General features: G+C 71.7%; 17 protein-coding genes. 7 read left to right on the top strand and 10 right to left on the bottom strand.

All coding sequences use genetic code 11. The features are described 5' to 3' along the window. Window positions 1-77: 77 nt before the first annotated feature. Window positions 78-536 (bottom strand): Zn-ribbon domain-containing OB-fold protein, encoded by a 459-nt coding sequence (locus BLV72_RS20465; protein WP_093463956.1) that lies wholly within the window; start codon window positions 534-536, stop codon window positions 78-80. Further along, window positions 518-970, bottom strand: coding sequence for a DoxX family protein (locus BLV72_RS20460; protein ID WP_093463955.1), 453 nt, complete (start codon window positions 968-970; stop codon window positions 518-520). The genes BLV72_RS20465 and BLV72_RS20460 overlap by 19 nt, the downstream gene beginning before the upstream one ends. Window positions 971-1205: 235 nt before the next feature. On the opposite strand from BLV72_RS20460, the gene BLV72_RS20455 reads away from it, so the two are divergent. The 4 genes from BLV72_RS20455 to BLV72_RS20440 all read left to right on the top strand — a co-directional run bounded on the left by BLV72_RS20455 (window position 1206) and on the right by BLV72_RS20440 (window position 6427). Then, window positions 1206-2360: a flavin-containing monooxygenase gene (locus BLV72_RS20455; protein WP_093463953.1), complete on the top strand. Its 1155-nt coding sequence runs from the start codon at window positions 1206-1208 to the stop codon at window positions 2358-2360. Between the two features lie 257 nt (window positions 2361-2617). Continuing rightward, on the top strand, window positions 2618-4867 hold the full coding sequence (locus tag BLV72_RS20450; RefSeq protein WP_093463952.1) for an acetate--CoA ligase family protein: 2250 nt from the start codon (window positions 2618-2620) through the stop codon (window positions 4865-4867). A 3-nt stretch (window positions 4868-4870) separates the two neighbouring features. Further along, window positions 4871-5698: an enoyl-CoA hydratase/isomerase family protein gene (locus tag BLV72_RS20445; protein ID WP_093463950.1), complete on the top strand. Its 828-nt coding sequence runs from the start codon at window positions 4871-4873 to the stop codon at window positions 5696-5698. Window positions 5699-5791: 93 nt separating this feature from the next. Further along, window positions 5792-6427, top strand: coding sequence for a flavin reductase family protein (locus BLV72_RS20440; RefSeq protein ID WP_244320874.1), 636 nt, complete (start codon window positions 5792-5794; stop codon window positions 6425-6427). A 106-nt stretch (window positions 6428-6533) separates the two neighbouring features. Here BLV72_RS20440 and BLV72_RS20435 read toward each other — a convergent pair whose 3' ends face one another. Beyond that, on the bottom strand, window positions 6534-7922 hold the full coding sequence (locus BLV72_RS20435) for an MFS transporter (protein ID WP_093463949.1): 1389 nt from the start codon (window positions 7920-7922) through the stop codon (window positions 6534-6536). 58 nt (window positions 7923-7980) lie between these two features. Between BLV72_RS20435 and BLV72_RS20430 the strand changes: the two genes are divergently transcribed. Then, window positions 7981-9003: a GlxA family transcriptional regulator gene (locus BLV72_RS20430; RefSeq protein ID WP_093463947.1), complete on the top strand. Its 1023-nt coding sequence runs from the start codon at window positions 7981-7983 to the stop codon at window positions 9001-9003. 148 nt (window positions 9004-9151) lie between these two features. Here BLV72_RS20430 and BLV72_RS20425 read toward each other — a convergent pair whose 3' ends face one another. From BLV72_RS20425 to BLV72_RS20410, 4 genes are read right to left on the bottom strand one after another with little or no spacing between them, the layout of a single operon-like run. Next, entirely contained in the window at window positions 9152-10201 is a 1050-nt protein-coding gene (locus BLV72_RS20425; RefSeq protein WP_093463946.1) for a Zn-dependent alcohol dehydrogenase, read from the bottom strand. A gap of 21 nt (window positions 10202-10222) precedes the next feature. Then, complete coding sequence (locus BLV72_RS20420; RefSeq protein ID WP_093463944.1) at window positions 10223-11689, bottom strand: aldehyde dehydrogenase family protein; 1467 nt, start codon at window positions 11687-11689, stop codon at window positions 10223-10225. After that, complete coding sequence (locus tag BLV72_RS20415) at window positions 11686-13050, bottom strand: acyl-CoA dehydrogenase family protein (protein WP_093463943.1); 1365 nt, start codon at window positions 13048-13050, stop codon at window positions 11686-11688. The genes BLV72_RS20420 and BLV72_RS20415 overlap by 4 nt, the downstream gene beginning before the upstream one ends. A gap of 56 nt (window positions 13051-13106) precedes the next feature. Then, a complete protein-coding gene (locus tag BLV72_RS20410) occupies window positions 13107-14018 on the bottom strand; it encodes an SDR family oxidoreductase (RefSeq protein ID WP_093463941.1) in 912 nt (303 codons plus the stop codon). A 110-nt stretch (window positions 14019-14128) separates the two neighbouring features. Between BLV72_RS20410 and BLV72_RS20405 the strand changes: the two genes are divergently transcribed. Next, window positions 14129-15055 (top strand): cyclase family protein, encoded by a 927-nt coding sequence (locus tag BLV72_RS20405; protein WP_093463940.1) that lies wholly within the window; start codon window positions 14129-14131, stop codon window positions 15053-15055. Between the two features lie 322 nt (window positions 15056-15377). Here the strand turns inward: BLV72_RS20405 and BLV72_RS20400 are convergent, their stop codons facing one another. The 3 genes from BLV72_RS20400 to BLV72_RS20390 all read right to left on the bottom strand — a co-directional run bounded on the left by BLV72_RS20400 (window position 15378) and on the right by BLV72_RS20390 (window position 18646). Continuing rightward, window positions 15378-15953 carry an ATP-binding protein gene (locus BLV72_RS20400; RefSeq protein WP_093463938.1) on the bottom strand — a complete coding sequence of 192 codons (576 nt, stop codon included), beginning with the start codon at window positions 15951-15953 and terminating at the stop codon, window positions 15378-15380. Window positions 15954-16418: 465 nt separating this feature from the next. Then, window positions 16419-17474 (bottom strand): acyl-CoA dehydrogenase family protein, encoded by a 1056-nt coding sequence (locus BLV72_RS20395; protein WP_093470448.1) that lies wholly within the window; start codon window positions 17472-17474, stop codon window positions 16419-16421. Between the two features lie 8 nt (window positions 17475-17482). Beyond that, window positions 17483-18646 carry an acyl-CoA dehydrogenase family protein gene (locus BLV72_RS20390; RefSeq protein WP_093463937.1) on the bottom strand — a complete coding sequence of 388 codons (1164 nt, stop codon included), beginning with the start codon at window positions 18644-18646 and terminating at the stop codon, window positions 17483-17485. 272 nt (window positions 18647-18918) lie between these two features. Between BLV72_RS20390 and BLV72_RS20385 the strand changes: the two genes are divergently transcribed. After that, on the top strand, window positions 18919-20517 hold the full coding sequence (locus BLV72_RS20385; RefSeq protein WP_093463935.1) for an AMP-binding protein: 1599 nt from the start codon (window positions 18919-18921) through the stop codon (window positions 20515-20517). Window positions 20518-20531: the final 14 nt, after the last annotated feature.

Raw genomic sequence — 20531 nt, 5'->3', positions numbered from 1 at the left:
GCGACCGTAAGGCGTGCACCGCTGAACAGTGCGACCGTAAGGCGGCGATGCCGTAACGCGATGCGTGCAGCGGCACGCTAGGCGGGCAGCGGCCGGAAGACGGGGACGGCCGGGGCGGCCCCCTCGGCGGTATCGACCTCCCGGAACGCCACCCGGAGCCGCATCCCGACGCGTGGGCCGCTCTCCGGGGCCTCGATGAGCTCGGTCATCATCCGCGGCCCCTCGGCGAGGTCGACGACGGCGGCGGTGTACGGGACGCGGGCGCCAAATGGCGGCAGGTCATTGCGGTGCACCACGGACCACGTGTAGAGCGTCGCGGCGCCGCTCGCCTCCTCCCAGCTGACGTCCTCGCTCCAGCAGTACGGGCAGAATTCGCGCGGGTAGTGATGGGCCCAGCCGCAGTCGGCGCACCGCCGGATCAGCAGCCGGCCCTCGGCCGCGGCGTCCCAGTAGGGGCGGGTGAAGGCGTCGATCTCGGGCAGGTCGAAGCGCGGGGCGTCCGCGCGCGGCGCCGGGCTCACAGGAACAGCCCCCATGCCTCGTCGAGCGACCAGGTCTGCCAGCTCATGCCGAAGAGCCCGACCACGGAGATCAGCACCATCATCGAGTTCTGCCCCTGCTCCGCCCAGTCGTGGATCATGAGCAGGAAATAGAGCAGATTGAGCACGATCGCGCCGACCAGGGCGATGGGGGTCAGAAAGCCGAGCGTCAGACCGAGACCGAGGGCGAGTTCGGCGTAGACCACGACATACGCCATGACCTTGGGACGGGGTGTGACGACCGCGCCGAAGCCGCTGCGGACGAACGCCCAGCGGTGCTTGTCGGCCACGCCCACCGCCCAGCCGATACCGGTGCCGCGCTCGAACCAGTCCTTCTTGTTCTTGTGCCGCCAGCTCTCGAGCCACCACAGGCCGAGTCCGATGCGCAGTACGGCGAGCCATTCGGCCCCGCTGAGCCCGATCGTCCGCATCGTCCCCCGCCTCTCCCATCCCAACGAATCTGACGGTACGTCAGTTTCACGGCCGGGTGCGGCCCGCGCAAGGGGTCGCACCAGCGGAGCGGGAACCGGCGGGATGCCGACGCGGCGACCGACGGAACGGCGGACCGACAGATACCGGCCGTGACCTGTCCGCAACCCATTCGGAATCACTTTGACCGGATCGCTTTGACCGAAACCCGTCAAATACCCGGCTACGCTCACCCGCATGGCTGACAGCTCCCCCGAGAAGTCCTCACCCGTTTATGTGATCGGCGGTGGACCGGGCGGACTCGCCGCCGCTGCCGCGCTCAGCCACCGCGGGATCCGCGCCGTCGTCCTGGAGAAGTCCGAGGCGGTCGCCACGTCATGGCGCAACCACTACGACCGGCTGCATCTGCACACCACGCGCCGGCTCTCCGCGCTCCCCGGCCTGCCGATCCCCCGGTCCTACGGACGCTGGGTCGGGCGCGACGACGTGGTGCGCTATCTGGAGCGCTACACCGAGCACCACCGGCTGGAGATCGTCACGGGGGTCGAGGTCTCCCGCGTCGACCGGTCGCCCGACAACACGGAGTGGGTGCTGCGCGCCACGGGCGGCCGTGCGCTGTCCTCGCCCGTGGCCGTCGTCGCGACGGGCTTCAACCACACCCCACGGGTGCCGGACTGGCCGGACCGCACCGCCTACACCGGTGAGCTGCTGCACGCCGCCCACTACCGCAACGCCCGCCCCTTCGAGGGCCGCGATGTGCTCGTGGTCGGCGTCGGCAACACGGGCGCGGAGATCGCGGTCGACCTGATCGAGGGCGGCGCGGCCCGGGTGCGGCTTGCGGTCCGCACCGTGCCGCACATCCTGCGCCGCTCGACGGCCGGCTGGCCCGCGCAGGCGACCGGCATCCTGGTGCGCAGGCTGCCGCGGCGCGCGGTGGACCGGGCGGCGCGGGCGATGTGCCGGCTGAGCATGCCGGATCTGACCGAGCACGGTCTGCCCTGGCCCGACACCGGGCTCTACACCCGCGTGCGAGAGGGCGCGATCCCGGTCCAGGACGTGGGGCTGGTCGACGCGGTACGGACGGGGCGGGTGGAGGTGGTCTCGGCGGTCGACTCCTTCGACCTGGACAAGGTGGTCCTCGCCGACGGCTCGCGGATCAGCCCCGAGGTGGTGATCGCCGCGACCGGCTACCGGCGCGGCCTGGAGGAACTGGTCGGCCATCTGGGCGTGCTCGACGACCGAGGCCGCCCCCTCCCCCACGGTCGGCGCACCCTGAAGTCCGCCCCGGGACTGCACTTCACGGGCTATACGAACCCGATCAGCGGGATGCTGCGCGAGCTGGCCATCGACGCCCGGAAGATCGCCAAGACGGTGGCCCGCACGACGGCATGACCGCTGAGCAGGCGAGACCACCAACACAGACAGCCACACGAACGCGACACCATGCACCGCACCGAGGGCGCGCGGCCGGTCACGCCTTCCACCACCCCCGCCGTCACCCTGCGTGTTACCCGCGCCCCGAGCATTCCTGACAGGCCGTCAGTTCAGTAACCTGACTACTGGGTAATGTGACTTGGCGTCAGTTTTGCCGCCGAACCACCCGGTCACCTGCCCGGTTATTGGCCAACGAGCAGGAGTGGCGGATACCGATGCTTGGATCGACCTACGGCACCCTGACCACCAACTCCCGTCATGCCCGCGCCGTCGCCTGCGGGCGGGCCCCCGCCCCCGCCGTGCATGTCTCCAGCAGGGAGACGGCGGACGGGACCGCCGAAGGCGCGGGGGACGTGGACGTCAGCGGGCGCCCGCTGCACTCCGCCGTCCCCGATCTGGACCACTTCTTCCATCCCGAGTCGGTGGCCCTCATCGGCGCCTCCGACGCGGACGGCCGTCCCAACACCGGTATCACCCGCCAGCTCCTGGCCTGGGCCGAACGCGTCGGCGCCCGGCTGCACCCCGTGCATCCCTCCCGTCCCGCCGTCTTCGGCATTCCGTGCGTACCGTCCGTGGCCGCGCTGCCCGAATCCGTCGACCTCGCCGTCCTCCTCGTCCGCGACCCGCTCCCGGTCATCGAGGAACTCGACGGGAGCAAGGTGAAGTTCGCCGTCGCCTTCGCCTCCGGCTTCGCCGAGACCGGCCCCGAGGGCGCCGCCGCGCAGGTCCGGCTGGCCGCCGCGGCCCGCGGCGCCGGGCTGCGGCTGCTCGGCCCCAACACCAATCTCAACGCCTTCGAGAAGTTCCGCGACGACCTCGACGGGCCCGCCATCGCGCTCATCACCCAGTCAGGCCACCAGGGCCGCCCGGTCTTCACCCTCCAGGAACTCGGTATCCGGCTCAGCCACTGGGCCCCGACCGGCAATGAGGCCGATCTGGAGACCGCCGACTTCATCTCCTACTTCGCCACCCGGCCCGAGGTCGGCGCCATCGCCCTGTACGCGGAGGGTCTGAAGGACGGCCGCAGCTTCCTCCTCGCCGCCGACCGGGCCGCCCGCGCCAAGGTGCCCGTCGTCGCCGTGAAGGTCGGCCGCACCGAGACCGGCGCCCGCACGGCCGCCTCCCACACCGGCAAGCTGACCGGCTCGGACGCGGTGGTGGACGCGGCCATGCGGCAGTTCGGCGTGATCCGCGTGGACGGCTTGGACGAGCTGCAGGACACGGCGGCGCTGCTCGCCCGCGCCCGCCCGCCGCTCGCCGAGGGCGTCGTGGTGTATTCGATCTCCGGGGGCACCGGGGCCCACTTCTCCGACCTCGCCACGGCGGCGGGCCTCACCCTGCCCACCCTCTCCGCCGAGAAGCAGACCGAGCTCCACCAGTGGATACCCGGCGATCTCAGCGTCGCCAACCCGGTCGACAACGGCGGCCACCCGGTCGGCGACTGGCGCGGCCGCAAGATCATCGACGCGATCCTGGCCGATCCCGCCGTGGGCGTGCTGATCTGTCCGATCACCGGCCCCTTTCCACCCATGAGCGACAAGCTGGCGCAGGATCTGGTGGAGGCGGCGGAGCAGACGGACAAGCTGGTGTGCGTGGTGTGGGGCTCCCCGGTCGGCACCGAGGACGCCTACCGCACCACCCTGCTGGGCTCTTCCCGGGTGGCCACCTTCCGTACGTTCGCCAACTGCATCACCGCCGTGCGCGCCTATCTGGGGCACCACCGCTTCACCGCCTCGTACCGCTCCCCCTTCGACGACGCCCCGCGCACCCCGTCCCCCTCTCTGCGCAAGGTGCGCGATCTGCTGCGCCCAGGAGGCCGCCTGAGCGAGCACGCGGCGAAACAGCTGCTGCGGGCGTACGGCATCCGGGTGCCGCGCGAGCAGCTGGTGACCAGCGCCGCCGCGGCCGTCCGCGCCGCCGGGCTCGTGGGCTATCCCGTCGTCATGAAGGCATCCGCGCCGCAGCTCGCCCACAAGACCGAGCTGGGGCTGGTCCGGCTGGGGCTGACCTCGGCCAGCCAGGTCCGCGACACCTATCGGGAGCTCACCGACATCGCCCGCTGCGAAGGCGTCGAGCTGGACGGGGTGCTGGTCTGCCAGATGGTCCAGCGCGGGGTGGAGATGGTCGTCGGCATGAGCCACGACTCCCTCTTCGGCCCGACCGTGACCGTGGGTATAGGGGGCGTGCTCGTCGAGGTGTTCCGTGACGCCGCCGTACGCGTCCCCCCGTTCGGCGAGGACCAGGCGCGCGCGATGCTCGCCGAGCTGCGCGGCCGCGCCCTCCTCGACGGTGTGCGCGGCGCTCCCCCGGCCGATGTGGACGCGCTCGTGGAGGTCGTGCTGCGGGTCCAGCGCATGGCCCTGGAGCTCGGGGACCACCTCGCCGAACTCGACGTCAATCCGCTGATGGTGCTGGAACGCGGCCAAGGCGCCGTGGCACTGGACGCGCTGGCGATCTGCCGCTGACCGATGGAGCGTTCCCATGACCTCTCCCTCCCCGAAGAAGCGCTTGACTCTGTTCTACGGCACACCACTGACAACGGCGTTTTGTGGATCACGCTCAACCGCCCCGCCGCGATGAACGCCGTCACCCCCGATCAGCGAGAACACCTGATTTCGCTGCTGGACCGCGCCTCCGCGGACCCGGCCGTCCGGGCCGTCGTGCTGACCGCCACCGGCAAGGGCTTCTGCGCGGGGGCGGATCTGCGCGGCGCACCGGCCGCGGCGGAACGCGTCGCGGGCGATGTCGCCCGGCTGATCCGCGGTGGAGCGCAGCGGCTCATCGCCGCCGTCCTCGACTGCGAGAAGCCGGTGATCGCCGCCGTCAACGGCACCGCGGCCGGGCTCGGCGCCCATCTCGCCCTCGCCTGCGATCTGGTGCTGGCCGCCGAATCGGCCGTCTTCATCGAGGTGTTCATCCGCCGCGGTCTGGTCCCCGACGGGGGCGGTGCGTATCTCCTGCCCCGGCTGATCGGTCCGCAGCGCGCGAAGGAGCTGATGTTCTTCGGCGACGCGCTGCCCGCCGCCGAGGCCGAGCGGCTGGGCCTGGTCAACCGGGTCGTCCCGGACGACGACCTGGCCAAGACCGCCCGCGCCTGGGCCGAGCGCCTCGCGGCCGGCCCGACCCGGGCCCTCGCCCTCACCAAAGCGCTGGTGAACGCGTCCCTGGAGTCGGGGCGCCCGGCCGCGTTCGCAGCCGAGGCGGCGGCGCAGGAGACCAACATGACCACGGCCGATGCTCAGGAGGGCGTGAACGCGTTCATCGAGCGCCGGCCCCCCGTGTACCGAGGCCGCTGAGAGACCCACGCCGTCACACAAGCCAAGCACACCTGCACAAAAGTCAGGAAAGCCAGGAAAGCCATCGGGCAAGTCAAGAAAGGGGGACGGGCCATGATGGGACACGCCGGTATGGCCGCCACCGCCGTCCGCTACCTCCGGGCGGTCGGCTCGCCGACCGCCGCCGTACGCCCCGTCGACCCGCTGCCCCCGCCGGAGCTGCGCTGTGTGCGCGACGATGAGCGGCCCCCGGTCGACCCCGCCGAATTCCGCCGCGTGCTGGGCCATTTCGCGAGCGGGGTCACCGTGATCGCCACCGTCGACGGGACCGGCCCGACCGGCTTCGCCTGCCAGTCCTTCGCCTCACTGTCCCTGGACCCGCCGCTGGTCGCCTTCATGGTCGCCCGCACCTCCACGACCTGGCCGCGCATCGCCCGCGCGGGCGTCTTCTGCGTCAATGTCCTGGGCGCCCACCAGGGCGAGCTGTGCCGCGCCTTCGCGGTCAGCGGCTCCCGGCGCCCCGACAAATTCGCCGGCGTCCGCTACGAACCGTCCCCCGTCACCGGCTCACCGCGTCTCGCGGACGTCCCGGCGTGGATCGACTGCGCGGTCCACGCCGTGCACACGGGCGGCGACCATCTGATCGTGGTGGGCCGCGTCCGGGCCCTGGGGTCGGACGAGTCCGCGGCGCGATCGGGGCCGCTGCTCTTCCACCGCGGCTCGTTCGGGGAGTTCACGGCGCTTCCGTGAGCCGTGACGTGAGCCACTGGGCCTCCCGTAAGGCGCCGTGCGGCCTTCCGTAAGACCGCACGGCTCTCCGTAAGGCCCGCGCATCCTCCCGTAAGACCGCGCGGCCCTAGACCGTCGCCGCCGCGGCCTGCGCATTCGGGCCGCGCCGGATCACCAGTGACATCAGCGCGGCGATCGCGCACAGCGCCCCCGCGCCGTACCAGACCAGGTCGTACGAGCCGAAGGCGTCCCGCGCCATACCGCCCACGAAAGCGACGACCCCGGCTCCCACCTGGTGAGAGGCGAGTACCCAGCCGAAGACGATCGCGCTGTCCTCGCCGTACTGCTCACGGCACAGCGCCATCGTCGGCGGCACGGTGGCGACCCAGTCGAGACCGTAGAAGACGATGAAGAAGATCATCGGCGGATGCACCGCGTCGTCCAGCAGGATCGGCAGGAACATCAAGGAGAGCCCGCGCAGCGCGTAGTACATGGCCAGCAGCCGTCGCGCGTCGAAGCGGTCGGTGAACCAGCCCGAGGCCACCGTCCCGATGATGTCGAAGACGCCGATGACGGCGAGCAGGCTCGCGGCGGCCGTCACCGGCATGCCGTGGTCGTGCGCGGCGGGCACGAAGTGGGTCTTGACGAGGCCGTTCGTCGAGGCGCCACAGATCGCGAAGGTGCCCGCGAGCAGCCAGAAGGTGCCGGTGCGCGAGGCCGAGGTGAGGGCCTTGACGGCCCGCCGGGCGGCGCCGCGCCGGGCTGCGGGCCGCGGGGCGGGCGGCCCGTCGGCGCCGTACGGGGCGAGGCCCACGTCCGAGGGGTAGTCGCGCAGCAGCAGCCAGACGAGGGGGACGATCGCCAGCGCGGCGATCGCGACCGTCATGGCGGCGGGCCGCCAGTCGTGCCGTTCGACGATCCAGGAGAGCAGCGGCAGAAAGATCAGCTGCCCGGAGGCCCCGCCCGCCGTGAGGATGCCGGTGACCAGACCGCGCTGGGCGACGAACCACCGGTTGGTCACGGTCGCGGCGAAGGCCAGCGCCATGGAGCCGCTGCCGAGGCCGACCAGCACGCCCCAGCACAGGATGAGCTGCCAAGGCTCGGTCATGAAGACCGTAAGGCCGCCACCGGTCGCGATGACGGCGAGCGCGGCCGCGATGACCTTACGGATGCCGAAGCGATCCATCAGAGCGGCGGCGAAGGGTGCGGTGAGCCCGTAGAGGGCGAGGTTGACGGAGACCGCGAACCCGATCGTGCCGCGCGACCAGCCGAACTCGTCGTGGAGCGGATCGATGAGCAGACCGGGCAAGGAGGCGAATCCGGCGGCGCCGATGATCGTCACGAAGGCGATGGCGGCGACCGACCAGGCGCGGTGCGGAAGGCGCGGGAGGGCCCGTCGCGGAGGCCGGTCGGGCTGCTTGTCCTGTTCGGGAGCTCCGGAAAGTTCGGTTGTCTGCGTCACCGGACCAGCATTGAGCAGCGGTTCCTCAACGACGAGTGGCCCATGGGACAGCATTCGCTAGGATCGGGCCACGCCCCTGTGGGGGCCATGTCCGAACGACGGGAGGCCGGAAGTGCCCCAATCCCCGCCCCGTGACGCCAACGGGCACCATCGCGTCGTCGTCCTCGCCCTCCCCGGTGTGATCCCCTTCGAGCTGGGCATTCCGTACCGGATCTTCGGCAAGGCCCGCTCCGCCGACGGCCGGCGGCTGTACGAGGTGGTCACCTGCACCGTCGAGCCCGGCCTGGTGCCCACGGACGCCGACTTCCCGATCGCCGTGGAACTCGGCCCGGAGGCCCTCGCCGAGGCCGACACCATCGTGGTGCCCGCCTCGTACGCACTCGGCCCGGTCCGCGAGGAGGGCCGGATGACCGAGCCGCTCGCCTCCGCGCTCGCCCATGCCCGGCCGGACGCTCGTTGGGTGTCCATCTGCACCGGTTCGTTCGTGCTCGCCGCCGCCGGTCTTCTCGACGGCCGACCGGCCACCACCCATTGGGCCAGCGTCGGCCAATTCCAGCGGCTCTTCCCGACGATCAAAGTCGATCCGAATGTGCTGTTCGTGGACGACGGCGATGTGCTCACCTCGGCCGGTGTCGCCTCGGGGATCGACCTGTGTCTGCATCTGGTGCGGCGCGACCACGGCACGGCCGTCGCCAATGACGTCGCCCGGCACAGCCTGGTGCCGCCCCATCGCGACGGCGGCCAGGCCCAGTACATCCCGCGCCCGCTGCCCGAGCCCCAGCAGGCCACCACGACGACGGCGCGCGCCTGGGCACTCGGCCGGCTGGACCGGCCCATCTCGCTGAGGGAGCTGGCCGTCCAGGAGTCGATGAGCGTGCGGACGTTCACCCGCCGCTTCCGCGAGGAGGTCGGCGTCAGCCCGGGCCAGTGGCTGACCCGGCAGCGGGTGGAGCGATCCCGCCATCTCCTGGAGGACACCGATCTGTCGGTGGACCAGGTGGCGCGCGAGGCGGGTTTCGGCTCCCCCGCGTCCCTGCGCCAGCACTTCCAGGCGGCCGTGGGCGTCAGCCCGACCGCCTACCGCCGCACCTTCCGCGCGGGCGCCGAGGCCGACGACCGCGAAGCCGTACGGTGACGGCCAGGCGTACCGGAGGCGGGCCGGACCCGGGCCGGATGCGGAGCCGGGCCCGGACCGGATGCCGAGCCGGACCCGGGCCGGATGCCGAGCCGGATGCCGAGCCGGATGCGGACCGTAAGGCAGACCACAGGCAGGTCGGAGCCCGTCAGAAGGTGAGCACGGCGCGCGCCACCCGGCCGTGGTGGGCGTCGTCGGCGGCCTTGGCGAAGTCCTCCAATGGGTAGGTCCTGCTGACCAGTTCGTCCAGCAGCAGCAACCCCTGCCGGTAGAGATCGGCGTACAGGGCGATATCGGCTTGCGGCCGTGAGGAGCCGTAGCGGCAGCCCAGGATGGATTTGTCCAGATACATGGAGGAGACACGGAAGGCCGCCTCGGCGTCGGCGGGCGGCACGCCGAGCAGCACCGCCTGGCCGTGCCGGTCGAGCAGATCGACGGCCTGACGGATGAGCCGGGTCGAGCCGACGCATTCGAAGGCGTGGTCCGCGCCGGTCGGCAGGATCTCCCGTACGGCGTCGGCGGAGGGGACGAAGTGGGTCGCGCCGAAGCGCCGGGCCAGCGGCTCCTTGACGGGGTTGGAGTCGACAGCGACGACGGGGAACGCCCCGGCGATCCGGGCCCCTTGCAGCACATTGAGCCCGATGCCGCCGCTGCCGATGACGACGACCGACTCACCGCGGTCCACCTTGGCGCGGTTGAGCACGGCGCCGACGCCGGTCAGGACGGCACAGCCGATGAGGGCGGCGGAGACGAGCGGGATCTCCTCGGGGATCCGCACCACCTGGACGGCGGTGACCAGGGTGCGCTCGGCGAAGGCGGAGTTCGAGGCGAAGTTGTACAGCCGCTCGTCTCCGCGGCGGAAGGGGCGGGTCGGCCGGCCGATCGCCGCGCGGCACATGGTGGGGCGGCCCCGGGCACAGTCGGCGCAGGTCCCGCAGTTGGCGAGGGTGGACAGCGCCACATGATCGCCGGGAGCGACATGGGTGACGCCCGGCCCGATCTCCTCGACCACGCCCGCACCCTCGTGGCCGAGGACGACGGGCAGGGGGAAGGGGATGGTGCCGTCGACGACCGACAGATCGCTGTGGCACAGCCCCGCGGCGGCGATGCGCACCAGCACCTCGCCGGGGCCGGGGTCGCGCACCTCCAGGTCCTCGACCACGCGCGGCGCCGTGCCGTCGAAGATGACGCCTCTCATCCTCATCACCCTTCCGGTGCCTCAGGAGACCCAGACCAGCGACTGGAGTTCGCTGTACGCGTGCAGGCCGAACGAGCCGCCGTCGCGGCCGACTCCGCTTTCCTTGAACCCGCCGAACGGCGTCTCGGGGTGGCGCTGGGCGGTGTTGATGCCGACGTTTCCGCTGCGCAGACGGGCGGCGAGGGTCCAGGCACGGCCCGCGTCGGCGCTGAAGACATAGTCGTAGAGGCCGTAGGGGGTGGCGTCGGCGATCCGCACCGCCTCGTCCTCGTCGTCGAAGGGCAGGGCCACGACGACCGGTCCGAACAGCTCCTCCCGCGCGACGGTCATCGCGGGGTCGGCGTCGGCGATGAGGGTGGGGGCGACGTAGAAGCCGGGCTTGCGGGCGGGGCGTTCGCCGCCCACGACGATCCGGGCGCCCTGGTCACGGGCTCCGGAGACATGCGCCTCGACGCGATCGCGCTGCGCGGCGGAGATCAACGGGCCGACGATCGTGGAGTTATCCACAGGGTCCCCGATCTTCAGTGACTCTGCGTAGTGTGTGAGTGCGGCGATGACCTTCTCGTACAGCGATCGATGGACGAGCACACGGGTCGGCGCCGTGCAGATCTGTCCGCTGTGAAAGGAGAAGGTCGAACCGACCGCCCCGACCGCCGACGCGATCGCCCGCTCGTCGGCGTCCCCCAGGACGATGGCCGCGCCCTTGCCCCCCAGCTCCATCAGGGTGCGCTTCATCGACCTCCCCGCGGATTCGGCGATCTTCTTACCCACGGCGGTGGATCCGGTGAAGCTGACCATGTCGACACCGGGGTGCGCGACCAGCGCCTCGCCGGCGGCCGCGCGCGAGCCGGTGACGACATTGAAGGCACCGTCCGGGAGCCCGGCCTCCTTGAGCAGGGGGCCGAGTTCCAGACAGCACAGCGGGTCCTGCGGTGCGGGTTTGGCCACGACCGTATTGCCCATGGCCAGGGCCGGGGCGACCTTGCCCGCGAGATTCGTGAGAGGGAAGTTGTAGGAGGTGATGCAGGCGACGACACCGAGAGGACGGCGGACCGCTGCCGCTCCGATCAGCCCGCCGGGCGCCAGCGGGGTGGCGGCCATGGGCAGCGGGGCGAGCGGCACGGTGTCCGGTTCGAGGGCGCCGCGCGCATAGCGGCGGAAGCGGTCGATCGCCGGGGGCACCTGGAGGGAGGAGGTGACGCGCAGCGTCGCCCCGGTCTCCGCCTGGACGAGGGGCACCAGGTCCGGGGTGTGCTCGGCGAGCAGATCGGCGGCCCTGTCGAGTACGGCGGCGCGCTCCCGGGGGGCGGTGCGCGACCAGCCGTCGTACGCGGCGCGGGCGGCCCGGACGGCGGCGTCCACGTCGGCCGGGTCGGCCTCGGGGGCATGGCCGACGGTCTCCTCGGTGGCGGGGTTGATGACGGGGTAGTGCCCGTTCCCGGGATCCCGCCACGAGCCGCCGATCCAGTGCGCATAGGTCTTCGTCATCGGCGTGATTCCTTGGGGAGGTGAAGTACGCGCTCGGCGATGATGGTGCGCTGGATCTCGTCCGAGCCGCCGTAGATGGTGTCGGCGCGGGAGAAGAGGAAGAGACGCTGGAAGGCGTCGAGTTCGTACGGCCGGCCGGCGGTCCAGCGCGCCGGGCCGAGTGCGGCCGCGGCGCCTCTCACCTGCACGGCCAGCTCGCCGAGCCGCTGGTGCCAGCCGCCCCACAGCAGCTTGGCGACGCTGGGCGCGCCGGGGTCCTGCGGGCCGGGATCGCGTGGGCCGGGGGCCTGGGGGTCCGCGCTCCCCGGGAGGAGGTCATGGGCGGCACCCTTCCGCGGGGCGGGGTCCCGGGCGTCGTTCGGGGCGGAGTGCCGGGCGGCTGAGTCCCGGGCGGGGTTCGGGTTGCGGTTCTGTGCGGCGCCCAGGGTGCGCAGGGCGTTCCAGCGCATGGCCTTGAGCTCGGCCCACTGCCGTACGAGCCGGTCACGCAGGACGGGCTCCTCTGCGGCGCCGGTCTCCAGCGCCAGCCGTACCACCCGGCTCAGCTCCTGGGCGAAGCCGATCTGCTGGACCAGGGTGGAGACCCCGCGCTCCACCGCGAGCAGGCTCATGGCCACGCGCCAGCCGTGGCCCGCGCCGCCGACGAGGTGTTCGGCGCGGGCCACGGCCCCGTCGAAAAACACCTCGTTGAACTCCGCGGTCCCGGTCAGCTGCCGGATCGGCCGCACCTCGATCCGGCCCGGCTGGTCCATCGGCACCAGCAGAAAGGAGAGTCCATGATGGCGCTGTGAGCCCTCCTCGGTGCGCGCCAGCACAAAGCACCAGTCGGCTTCATGGGCGAGGGAGGTCCAGATCTTCTGCCCGGTGATGCGATAGGTGCCCTCGCCCGGGTCGCGGACGGCGCGGGTCCGCAGCCCGGCGAGGTCCGAGCCCGCGTCGGGTTCGCTGTAGCCCTGGCACCACAGCTCCTCGCCATGGGCGATGGGCGGCAGAAAGCGGGCGCGCTGCGCGGAGTCGCCGTGCGCGAGCAGGGTGGGCGCGAGGAGGTTCTCGCCGATATGGCCCAGCCGGCCGGGCGCCCCGGCGCGGGCGTACTCCTCGGCCCAGACGACCTGTTGGGTCAGCGTCGCCGCGCGGTTGCCGTACGCCCCGTCCGTACGGTCCCAGCCCAGGCCGATCCAGCCGCCCGTGCCGAGCTCGCGCTCCCAGGCGCGGCGGGCGGTCATGTTGCCGCGCGCCTCGCCGGGGTGGCCGCCCGGCTCCTGCTTGAGGGCGGCGAACGGTCCGGTGAAGTGCTCGGCGAGCCAGTCGCGCGCTTCGGCGCGGAACCGCTCGTCCTCCGGTCCGAAAGCGAAGTCCACAGCCTCTCCCCTCGTCGGCGCTGCGGTGTTCCCGGCAACCCCTGCCGTTGTCGCGATCAGGCGTTGGGGCGTTGGCCGGTGGCGGCCGCCTGGGCCATGGCCTCCAGCTGGGCCAGCATCGGCATGGGATCGGTGCCGACCGTGCCCGGGAGGAAGTCGGCGATCTTCTCCGGGGTCCAGGCGCCCTCGGCGTATCCGGCGCGCAGCTCACGGGGCTGGGCCCAAACCGCGATCTTGGGGCCCGCGATCGTATAGACCTGGCCGGTGATCCGCTCCGCGCGGGCGCGTTCGCTCAGCAGATAGACGACCAGGGCCGCCACGTCCTCCGGCTCGCCGATCTCCTTGAGCTCCATCGGCACATTGGCGGACATCCGGGTGCGGGCGACCGGTGCGACGCAGTTCGCCGTGACGCCGTACTTGTGCAGCCCCAGCGCGGCGCTGCGCACCAGGGAGATGATCCCGCCCTTGGCGGAGGCGTAGTTGGCCTGGGCGACGCTGCCCTGGTGGTTGCCGCTGGTGAAGCCGATCAGGGTGCCGGAGCGCTGGCGGCGCATCACCGCCGACGCCGCCCGGAAGACCGTGAAGGTGCCCTTGAGATGGGTGGCGACGACCGGGTCCCACTCCTCCTCTGACATGTTGAAGAGCATCCGCTCGCGCAGGATCCCGGCGACGCAGACGACCCCGTCCAGCCGTCCGTACCGGTCGAGCGCGGTGTCCACGATCCGCTGGCCACCGGCCATGGTCGAGACGTCGTCGGCGACCGCGACCGCCGCACCGCCCGACGCCACGATCTCCTTGACCACGGTCTCGGCGACCTCGCTGCTCGGTTCGCCGCCCTCGATCGAGACCCCGTAGTCGTTGACGACGACCTGGGCGCCTTCGGCCGCGCAGGCGAGGGACACCGCTCGTCCGATACCGCGTCCGGCCCCGGTGACGGCGACCACCTTGCCGTCCAAGAAGTTGCCCACGTCGCGTCCCCTCCCGGAGTTTCTGACGGCCCGTTAGATTTTTGAGCAGACGCGGCCCGAGTACAAGCCCTCGCGCACAAACGTCGACCGGGAACGACGAAGGAGATGCCATGCCGCTGCCAGCCGAGTTCCACGAGATCGCCAAGCGCGTCAACAACTGGGGCCGCTGGGGGGCGGCGGACGAGATCGGCACGCTCAACCTGATCACCGATGCCGTGGTCCGGGAGGCCGCCGCGACGATACGGACCGGACGCCGCATCCCGCTCGCGGTGCCGCTGCGACAGGACGGCATCCAGACCGGAATGATCCCCGGGCGGATCAACCCGCTGCATACGATGATCGCCGTCAACTTCGAGATGTTCGGTCCGGGCACCGTGGCGACCAGCGACGACGCCGTGACGATGGGACTCCAGGCCGGTACCCACTGGGACGGGATCACCCACGTCTCGCACTCCGGCAGGATCTACAACGGCCGCCCCGCCGACTCCATCACCCCACATGACCGCGCGGCCTTCAGCGGTATCGAGAAGGCGGGACCCCTCGTCTCGCGCGGGGTGCTCCTCGATGTGGCGCGCGCCCGGGGCGCCGAGCGGCTGCCCGAGGGGCATGCGGTCACTCCCGAAGACCTCGACGCCGCCGAGGAGCTGGCCGGGACGACGGTGCGCCCCGGCGATATCGCCCTCGTCCGCACCGGGCAGATCCAGCGGTATCTGGCGGGCGAGAAGGAGGCATACGCCTACCCCTCACCGGGCCTCTCCCTGCGCACACCGGAGTGGTTCCACGCCCGCGATGTGGCGGCGGTCGCCAACGACACCTTGACCTTCGAGATCTTCCCACCGGAGATCGAGGACCTCTGGATGCCGGTCCACGCCCTCGATCTGGTCGAGATGGGCATGCTCCAGGGCCAGAACTGGAATCTGGAGGAGCTCTCCGATGCCTGCGCCGAGGAGGGGCGCTACGCCTTTCTGCTGTCGGCCGCACCCGAGCCGTTCGTCGGCGGCACGGGCGCACCCGTCGCCCCCGTGGCGATCCTCTGACGCCCATCCCCTGACGCCCATCCCCTGACGCCCGGCCCCGCCGCCGCCTTGGCGTCTCCAACGCGCGCACCGGGCGGCCCACGTCGGGCCCAGAAGGGGACGGCGGGTCGATCTTCTCGGGCGGCGGTGCGCTCATGCGCGCCCCGAGCACGGCACCGCGCACCGCCACCCGACTCCCGACGCTGAGCCCTGGTTCAGCAGCGGGGGCGCGACCCGCACTCGCCAAGGAACGTCACCGTGAGCACAGGGCTCACGAAGACACCACAGCCCTCGGCGTCCCCTCGCGACGAATCGCTGATCCTAGAGTGATCAACCGAACACGTTACGTCAACACCTGGTCTGGACTTTGTCTGGTTCGTCCCATGTGTGACGGCGCATGAGAGGCCGCTCGCCTCTTGGAAAGCGGCTCCTCGCCCTTCGCGCGGTCGATTTCACACCAGATCCGCTTGCCGGAGCCCTCCGGCTGCCAGCCCCATCGGTCGGCGAGGCCGTCGACCAGCTCCAGACCGCGCCCATGGGTGTCCTCCTCATCGGCACAGCGCTGGCGCGGCGCGCGGTCGCTGACGTCGGCGACCTCGACCCGGACCGTTCCCAGACCCGGACCCCGGCTCACGAACGGCCCTGGGGCCCCGCCCCCGCCGACACCGCCGCCGTTCCCGTTCCCGCCGGCCCCGCCGCCCGTCGACTGGGCGGGGAAGAGCATCCGCAGCACGGCCGGACAGCCGGTGTGCACCACGGCGTTGGTGACAAGTTCGGAAATGAGCAGAATCAACGTCTCAGCGAGCGGCTCGTCGGCTCCGATCCCTGATCCGACGAGCCGCGAACGGGCCCACCTACGGGCACGGCTCACCTCCGCCGGATCGGGCCGGACCTCCATCTGCGCCTGAAGCACCTGCACTGCTCACACCATCCGAACCGGCACACACATCGCCTTGTACCTCCAAGAGGTCACGGACCGTGACACTCCCCCAGCTACCGCTGGGAGACTTGCGCGACAGCATGGTTGACGTACAGTCACCCCAACAAGCGCTTCGGTCATATTCCAGCGCCAAGGAGTATGCGTGGGGCATACTGTGCGACACACGTCCTGAGGACTCGAACACCGAAGCTCAGGCGTCGCATACCCCGTGCGAGCGGGGCACGTCGGCATGCCCGGAATCGCCCCATGGGCAACGCCGGGCTTCTTGCACCCCATAAGCGCTCGCACCCCACGGAGAGTACCCGAGCCCGGGCCCGACTCCCCCCTGTGACGAGTCACGCCTAGGAAACAACCTGGTATCAACGCTCGGTCACCTCAGACGCTCTGGGGATCTCCCCAGAGAATGCGACATCCCAACAATTCAGGCGTATCCATCGAGCTCGGCTACAAACATCTTTCAACGGTCGACACGAGCCCGGCGGCAAGTTCCTCCTCCGCCGCCGCCGCACACTGCCACTGACCTGCCCGCACCCAGGCCCGCTTGAGATGCAGATGGACATCCGCCTCCCAGGTGAAGCCCATCCCGCCATGGACTTGCAGACAATCACGGGCATTGTGGACAGCGGCCTCATCGGCGAGCAGCTTGGCGGCCGCGATGTCACCCGGGTCTTCTGTGACCGCCGCCGCATACACCACACTTCTGGATGATTCCGCACGTACCAGCATCTGGGCACACAGATGCTGTACGGCCTGGAAGGCGCCGATCGGCCGGCCGAACTGGGTGCGCCGCTTGGCGTGGTCCACCGCGAGCCCGACCGTTCGGGAGGCGCTGCCGAGCTGTTGTGCCGCGGTCAGCAGCGCCGCCTCGCGGCGCAGCCGGGCGGCGATCCCCGAACGACCCGGCCCCGCCTGGTCCTGCCGGGTTCGGTTCGGCGCCGTCCGGTGCAGCGGGGTGGCCGGGTCAACGGACCGTATCGGCTCCGCCGCACGCGCCACCTCCGCCGCCGGGATCAGCTCGACCGCCGTCGGCCCCAGCGCCAGCACCGCGTCGGCGGAGGCCAGATGCTCCACCGGCGTACGCGCCCCCTCCTCGTCCAGCGCCGTCACCACCGTCTCGCCCTGAACAGCACCTGCCGCCAACCCCGAAAGCCTCGCCTCCAACGACCCCGGCACCGCACCCCCCACCGCCCAAAGCCCCGAAAGCCCCGCCGCCAGTTCCGTCGCGACCAGCGGTCCCGGCAGCAGCGCCCGGCCCGCCTCCTCGAAGGCCAGCACCGCCTCCGGCAGCCCCAGCCCCACCCCGCCCGCCGACTCCGGCACCCGCAGCGCGAAGAGCCCCGCCGCGCCCAGCTCCCGCCACAGCGCCCGGTCCAACTCCGCACCCCGCTCCGCGTCCCCGTCCACCACCGCCCGCAGCCGGGTCCGCGGAAAGCGCCGTTCCAGCAGCTCGCGCATCCCCGCCCGCAGCGCCCGCTGGTCGTCGGTGAGCTGGAAGTCCACGGCCCCGTTCACCGTCCCTTCGGCAGGCCGAGGATCCGCTCGGCCACGATGTTCCGCTGAATCTGCGAGGTCCCCGCCGCGATCGTGTACGAGAGCGACGAGAGCCGGTCCGCGACCCACTCCTGACCGGCGTCCAGCGCGTCCGGCCCCAGCACCTCGGCGGCCGCCTCGTACAGCTCCTGCCGCACCTGCGAGAAGCGCAGTTTGAAGACCGAGCCGCCGACGCCCGGCACCCCGCCGGTGCGCTGTGCCTCGCTCACATTCCACTGGGTGAGCCGCCACAGCGCCGCGCACTCCGCCGCGAGCCGCCCCAACCGGCGCCGCAGCACCGCGTCGTCCCAGCGCCCGTTGGCCTTCGCCGTGCGGGCCAGCGCCTCCAGCACCCGTCGGCAGGCGACCACTTCGCCCACAAAGGCCGTACCGCGCTCGAAGGAGAGGGTCACCATGGTCACCCGCCAGCCGTCGTTCTCCTCCCCGACCCGATGGCCGACCGGCACCCGCACCTCGTCCAGGAACACCTCGGCGAACTCCGCCGTCCCGGCGAGGGTGCGCAGCGGCCGAACCGTCACCCCGGGCGCGTCCATCGGCATCGCCAGCCAGGTGATGCCCCGGTGCTTGGGCGTGTCGGCGTTTATCGGCGCGGTGCGCACCAATAGTTCGCACCAGTCGGCGATCTCGGCGTGCGAGGTCCAGATCTTGCTTCCGCTGACGACATACGTATCGCCGTCCCGCACCGCCCGGGTGCGCAGCGACGCCAGGTCGGAACCGGCGTCCGGTTCGGAGAACCCCTGGCACCAGACCTCGTCCCCACGCAGGATCGGCGGCAGCCAGCGGGCCCGCTGCTCGGGGGTGCCCTCGGCGGCGATGGTGGGGCCCGCGTGCAGCAGTCCGACGAAGCCCGCGCCCACATAGGGCGCACCGGCCCGTTCGGTCTCCTCCAGGAAGATCAGATGCTGGGTGGGCGTCGCGCCCTGGCCGCCCGCGTCCCTGGGCCAGTGCAGCCCGGCATAGCCCGCGTCGTGGAGCATGCGCTGCCAGCCGCAGTCATAGGCGCGGCGCCCGGGCCAGTCGGCCGGATGCGGGCGGTTTGGCAACATGGGCAGGGCGTCGGCGAGCCAGGCGCGCAGCCGGTGCCGGAAGTCCTCCTCATCCTCCGTGAAGGCGAGATCCATCAGCGGCCGACCTCTCTTTCTGATGGGTCGTCAGACAAGGTGGACATCCGCAGGCTAGTCCGCACCCCCTGGACCGACAAGGCGCATGCCCTTACGCTTCCCCCACTATCTGATGGAACGTCAGTTATAGCCCAGCCGGGTCCAACCGGGTCGGGCCGGGTCGGCGCGCGGTTCAGCTACCGGGCTACCGGGCTCCCGGGCTCCCGGGCTCCCGGGCCACGATCACGCGATTCGCCTCGAACGGTTCCGGAAGAGTTCCACGGGAGGCCGGCATGACCGACGTCGCGCAAGAAGCGCATGAGCTCGGCAGTTCGGCGACACTGTGGGAACTGCTCGAACGGCGCGCCGCGCTCACCCCCGACGCCCCCGCCCTGCTGCAGGCCGGCGCCGCCGCCCGCCATGACCGGCGGCTGACCTTCGGCGCCCTGCGCACCCGCGCCGAGCGGACCGCCGCCGGGCTGTACCGGATGGGGATACGCCCCGGCAGCCGGGTCGCCTGGCAGCTGCCCACCCGGATCGAGACGGTCGTGCTGACCATGGCGCTCGCCCGCCTCGGCGCCGTGCAGACCCCGTTGATCCCCTACTACCGCGACCGCGAGGTGCGGTTCGCGCTCCGGGAGTCCGGGGCGCGGTTCTTCGCCGTGCCCGGCCGCTGGCGCGGCTTCGACCACACCGCGATGGCCCGGCGCCTGGCCGCCGAACTGCCCGAACCGCCGCTGGTCTTCGAGGCGTACGACACCCTGCCGGTGGCCGACCCCCAGGCCCTGCGGCTGCCGCCGCCGCCCACCGACGGGCGGGCCGTCCGCTGGATCTACTGGACCTCGGGCACCACCTCCGACCCCAAGGGCGTGCTGCACACCGACCGCAGCCTCATCGCCGCCGGTGCCTGCCTCGCCCACGCGCTGCGGCTCGGCCCGGACGACGTGGGGTCCATGGCCTTCCCGTACGCCCATGTCGCCGGGCCGGACTACACCGTGATGCTGCTGCTGTACGGCTTCCCGGCCGTGCTGCTGGAGCACTTCTCCCTGCCGGAGTCGCTGCCCGCCTACCGGCGGCACGGGGTGACGGTCGCGGGCGGCAGTACCGCCTTCTACTCGATGTTCCTGGCCGAACAGCGCAAGGACCCCTCGCGCAAGCTCATCCCGACCCTGCGGCTCCTCGCGGGCGGCGGCGCGCCCAAACCGCCGGAGCTCTACTACGAGGTCGTACGGGAGCTGGGCTGCACGCTCACCCATGGCTACGGAATGACCGAAGTCCCCATGATCACCATGGGGACGCCGGACGACACGGACGATAACCTCGCCACCACCGAGGGCCGGCCGCCCCGGGAGATGGAGATCCGGGTGGTGGACGGCCAGGTGGGGCTGCGCGGCGAGGCGGTCTGCGCCGGATATCTGGACGACGCCGAGACCCGTAAGGCGTTCGACGCGGACGGCTTCTTCCTTACCGGCGACCTCGGCCATCTCACCGACAGCGGCCATCTGGTGCTGACCGGCCGCGCCAAGGACATCATCATCCGCAAGGGCGAGAACATCTCGGCCAAGGAGATCGAGCAGCTGCTGTACCAGCACCCGGACGTGGGTGATGCGGCGGTGATCGGCCTGCCCGACCCGGCCCGGGGCGAGCTGGTCTGCGCGGTGGTGGAGCAGCCTGCGGGGGCGGAGGCGCTGACGCTCGGCCGGGCGGTGTCGTATCTGCGTGAGGCGGGGCTGTCGGTGCACAAGCTGCCGGAGCGGCTCGAAGTGGTGGACGCCCTGCCGCGCAATGAGACGCTCCGTAAGGTGCTCAAGTACCGGCTGCGGGCGCGGTTCGCGGAGCACGGCGGCGCCCGGGCGGCAGGCGAAGAAGCCCAGGACCGGGACGACGTCTGAGCCCTAGCCGTCGG

The sequence above is a fragment of the Streptomyces melanosporofaciens genome, from assembly GCF_900105695.1.
Lineage (GTDB): Bacteria > Actinomycetota > Actinomycetes > Streptomycetales > Streptomycetaceae > Streptomyces > Streptomyces antimycoticus.
Note: the sequence above shows the minus strand (reverse complement) of the source record. Positions and strands in the feature narration are given on the sequence as shown.

Coding starts and splice junctions, on each gene's coding strand:
- BLV72_RS20465 (WP_093463956.1), bottom strand. CDS start 536: ATGGGGGCTGTTCCTGTGAGCCCGGCGCCGCGCGCGGACGCCCCGCGC.
- BLV72_RS20460 (WP_093463955.1), bottom strand. CDS start 970: ATGCGGACGATCGGGCTCAGCGGGGCCGAATGGCTCGCCGTACTGCGC.
- BLV72_RS20455 (WP_093463953.1), top strand. CDS start 1,206: ATGGCTGACAGCTCCCCCGAGAAGTCCTCACCCGTTTATGTGATCGGC.
- BLV72_RS20450 (WP_093463952.1), top strand. CDS start 2,618: ATGCTTGGATCGACCTACGGCACCCTGACCACCAACTCCCGTCATGCC.
- BLV72_RS20445 (WP_093463950.1), top strand. CDS start 4,871: ATGGAGCGTTCCCATGACCTCTCCCTCCCCGAAGAAGCGCTTGACTCT.
- BLV72_RS20440 (WP_244320874.1), top strand. CDS start 5,792: ATGATGGGACACGCCGGTATGGCCGCCACCGCCGTCCGCTACCTCCGG.
- BLV72_RS20435 (WP_093463949.1), bottom strand. CDS start 7,922: ATGCTGTCCCATGGGCCACTCGTCGTTGAGGAACCGCTGCTCAATGCT.
- BLV72_RS20425 (WP_093463946.1), bottom strand. CDS start 10,201: ATGAGAGGCGTCATCTTCGACGGCACGGCGCCGCGCGTGGTCGAGGAC.
- BLV72_RS20420 (WP_093463944.1), bottom strand. CDS start 11,689: ATGACGAAGACCTATGCGCACTGGATCGGCGGCTCGTGGCGGGATCCC.
- BLV72_RS20405 (WP_093463940.1), top strand. CDS start 14,129: ATGCCGCTGCCAGCCGAGTTCCACGAGATCGCCAAGCGCGTCAACAAC.
- BLV72_RS20390 (WP_093463937.1), bottom strand. CDS start 18,646: ATGGATCTCGCCTTCACGGAGGATGAGGAGGACTTCCGGCACCGGCTG.
- BLV72_RS20385 (WP_093463935.1), top strand. CDS start 18,919: ATGACCGACGTCGCGCAAGAAGCGCATGAGCTCGGCAGTTCGGCGACA.